Origin of the sequence: Okeania sp. SIO2F4 (assembly GCF_010672385.1) — a bacterium.
GTDB lineage: Bacteria > Cyanobacteriota > Cyanobacteriia > Cyanobacteriales > Microcoleaceae > Trichodesmium.
Genome location: NZ_JAAHGT010001061.1, coordinates 1 through 3131, shown reverse-complemented (window position 1 = coordinate 3131; position 3131 = coordinate 1). Strand labels below are relative to the sequence as shown.

General features: G+C 36.2%; 3 protein-coding genes. All 3 read left to right on the top strand.

The genetic code is table 11. From position 1 onward, the window contains the following. Positions 1-131: 131 nt before the first annotated feature. On the top strand, positions 132-524 hold the full coding sequence (locus tag F6K22_RS37045) for an HAD family hydrolase (RefSeq protein ID WP_293109736.1): 393 nt from the start codon (positions 132-134) through the stop codon (positions 522-524). 254 nt (positions 525-778) lie between these two features. Then, positions 779-1090: a hypothetical protein gene (locus F6K22_RS37040; RefSeq protein ID WP_293109735.1), complete on the top strand. Its 312-nt coding sequence runs from the start codon at positions 779-781 to the stop codon at positions 1088-1090. A gap of 38 nt (positions 1091-1128) precedes the next feature. After that, a complete protein-coding gene (locus tag F6K22_RS37035; protein WP_293109734.1) occupies positions 1129-2343 on the top strand; it encodes a DNA double-strand break repair nuclease NurA in 1215 nt (404 codons plus the stop codon). Positions 2344-3131: the final 788 nt, after the last annotated feature.

The following is a 3131-nucleotide window of genomic DNA, read 5'->3' as shown; positions in this document are numbered from 1 at the left end:
AGTTCTACGCAACCCTGACCCCAGTTTCAATGAATTAGTCCAATTCCGCAACCAATACATTATTACCCGTAATCTGGAACATCCAGCCATTGTTGAACCTCTAGCCCTATCATGAATTTTATCCAGGGGTTGTGGAAAAGGTAAAAGAGTTAATGGTATCGGAGGTTAAACTTTTTATTGTAACAACTAAGGAGGGAAGGTTTGTTCGTTCCCTATTACAAAAACAAGGTGTTAATTTACCGGAAGCAAATATTATTGGTAAAGAATGTAAACGTCCGAAATATGAAACTCTGAGAATTTTATTGGCAGAATTAGATGAAGGTGCAATTATTTGGTTTGTTGAAGATAGATTGAAAACTTTACTATCGGTGCAAAAACAACCAGATTTAAAAGAAGTAGAATTATTTTTGGCAGACTGGGGTTACAATACTCAGAAAGAACGAGATTCTGTAGCTGAACATCCACCTATTCATTTATTATCTTCTACTCAGTTTTGTCAGGATTTTTCTGGATGGAAAATTTGAGGGAAGAAGTAAGAAGGAAGAAGGAGAAAGAAGGAAGAAGATAGTTTGAAAGTTAGGAGAAAACTTAAATTTGGGAAATAGTATGATCCTGCTATAGCAATTAGGAATGATTTTGATAGAATTTAAGAACAATTAAGATAAATCAAAATCCTTTAGTTAATTTGACAAAACTATAGCGATTTTCACTCTGGTGAGGTACATTAACGAGCGCCCTAAATCCCCCTTAAAAAGGGAGATCCCTGCTTGAAAAAAGAATGCGACAAAAAGCTGCATCTCGTCAGATTATTTTAGGCAGCTATATTGCTATATCTATTATTTTTATTGAAATGAGCTTTTTTTATTCAATTTCAATATTGATTCTTTATTACTTCGGCATTGCTGAATTAAAGTATGAAAGTAGGTTTATAGGGAGTAGGCAACACTTAACTGGGAGCAAGGAACAGTTAATATTAACAAGTAGTTCAAACAATACAAAATACAAAATCATCAAATCATACCCTGAATCAGCAACGCCCTTTCTTACTTCTTTCTTCTTCCCTCTTCCCTCTTCCTTCTTCCTTAATTAACAACTACTTAATTATCTAAAAATTAGGAAATTGAAACTATGCTAGATCTGACAAAACTAGGGCAACAAATGCAAGGGATGAGTCAACATCTGACAAAAGAAGCTCTGGCTGCTCAAAATAGATTAGATATAGCTCAAGAATTATTGGAAGAAGCAAAAAATGAACAGGAAAAATTATTAGAATTGGAGGAAACTTGGAGCGATCGCATACTTTTTAATCCTGCTATTCCGATAGAATCTTTAGATAGTTATCCTCTGATTAATCCGCCTCCGAAAATTCATACGGTATTTGCGACAGATGGTTCTCAAATAGCTCCAAGTCACCATGAAATTGCTTATTGTTATTTGTTAAATATTGGGCGAGTAATGTTACATTATGGGGAAAGTGTTTATCCGCTTTTAGATAGTATTCCAAAAATTTTTTATGAGGCAGATGACCTTTATATTTCTCGACAATGGGGAATTAAAACTGAAGAATGGATGGGTTATCGACGGACTATTTCTGAGGGTTTGGTTTTGGCAGAATTGGGTTGTGAATGGAGGAAAAATAATTCTGATAATTTAGGTTCGCCAATATTAGCTATGGTTGATGGTTCTCTGATTTATTGGTTCTTAGAATCTTTGCCTTCTGAAGCCAGGGATAGAATTTTAAATCCGATTTTAGATGCTTGGAATAAATTAAAGTTAGCTGGTATTCCTTTGATTGGTTATTTGAGTGCTTCTCGAAGTAGTGAAAGTTTATCTTTTTTACGTTTAAAGGCTTGTATTTATGATGAACCAGACTGTGTTAGTTATTGCCCGAATGTTGGTTTAGGCGGATTTGGTTTTACCGAAAAAGCACCTTGTCAGTCGTTTGAACCTTTGCGAGATGTAATATTTTGGGGTTCAATATTACAGCCTGGGGAAAGGAGTCCTTTATGGCAATCTTCGGCGAGAATTTTGGATTTATATGGGGATAATACTATCTATTTTTGTTATGTGAATGTTGGTACGGAGGTTGCTAGAATTGATATGCCAGAATGGGTGGCTGAGGATGAAGAAATGTTGGAGTTAGTGTTAGGAATGATGTTGGCTCAAGTGCAGAAAGGTTATGGTTATCCGGTGGTATTGGCGGAAGCTCATAATCAAGCGGTGGTTAGGGGTGGCGATCGGGCAAGTTTCTTTGCTTTATTGGAGCAGGAAATGATTAAGGCTGGTTTGAAAAATGTGGGAACTTCTTATAAGGAGACTAGGAAGCGAGGTAGTATTGCTTAATTTTAGGAGTCAGGAGTCAAGAGTAGGGGTGATTCGCGAATCACCCCTACAGAATTCAGGAGGAATTTTCATTATAACTCTAGGGGTTTGCTCTCCAAACCCTAATCCCTTGAGACTCAATGACAGAAATTTAGCGATCGCTCCTTGACAGCCAGAAAAAGTTGTTTTATTTTAAAATTAGATAAGTATTATGGGTAAATATTGACTTTTTTTTTAGGTAGGTTGGATTTAGGTAACGAAACCCAAGATAAATATTCAGCTTGCTGAGGCACAGGAGCAAGATACTTTTACTACTAAACTGAAAGATTAGCGCTTTTCATGTTTTGCCTCCCAAATAACTGTAGGGATTGGGAAACCAAACCCCAACCACTTATGAAGTCAGAACTCAGAACTCAGAAGTCAGAATTTAGGAGGAATTTTCTTGATTTGCTTGAAGACTAATTTTGAGCATCCCTCCTTGACAGTCAGAAAAAGTTGTTTTATTTTCAGATTAGATAAGTATTATGGAAAAATATTGACTTTTTTTTTAGCTCCTAAATAACTGTATGGGTTGGGAGGTTTTGGAGAAGGGTTTGGAGAAGGGTTTGGAGACCAAACCCCTACCTTGAATAATTTCCATCGTTAATTATTCAAGCTTGAAGATTTGAAGATTTATAGATAGTAGGTTGGATTGAGGTAACGAAACCCAATATAAATATTCAGCTTGCTGAGGCACAGGAGCAAGATACTCCTACTGCTGAAGAATTAGGCGATCGCTCCTTGACAGCTAGAAAAAGTTGTTTGATTTT

What these genes read in the sequence shown, in the direction of transcription:
- F6K22_RS37040 (WP_293109735.1), top strand. Translation starts at nt 779, where the DNA reads ATGCGACAAAAAGCTGCATCTCGTCAGATTATTTTAGGCAGCTATATT.
- F6K22_RS37035 (WP_293109734.1), top strand. Translation starts at nt 1,129, where the DNA reads ATGCTAGATCTGACAAAACTAGGGCAACAAATGCAAGGGATGAGTCAA.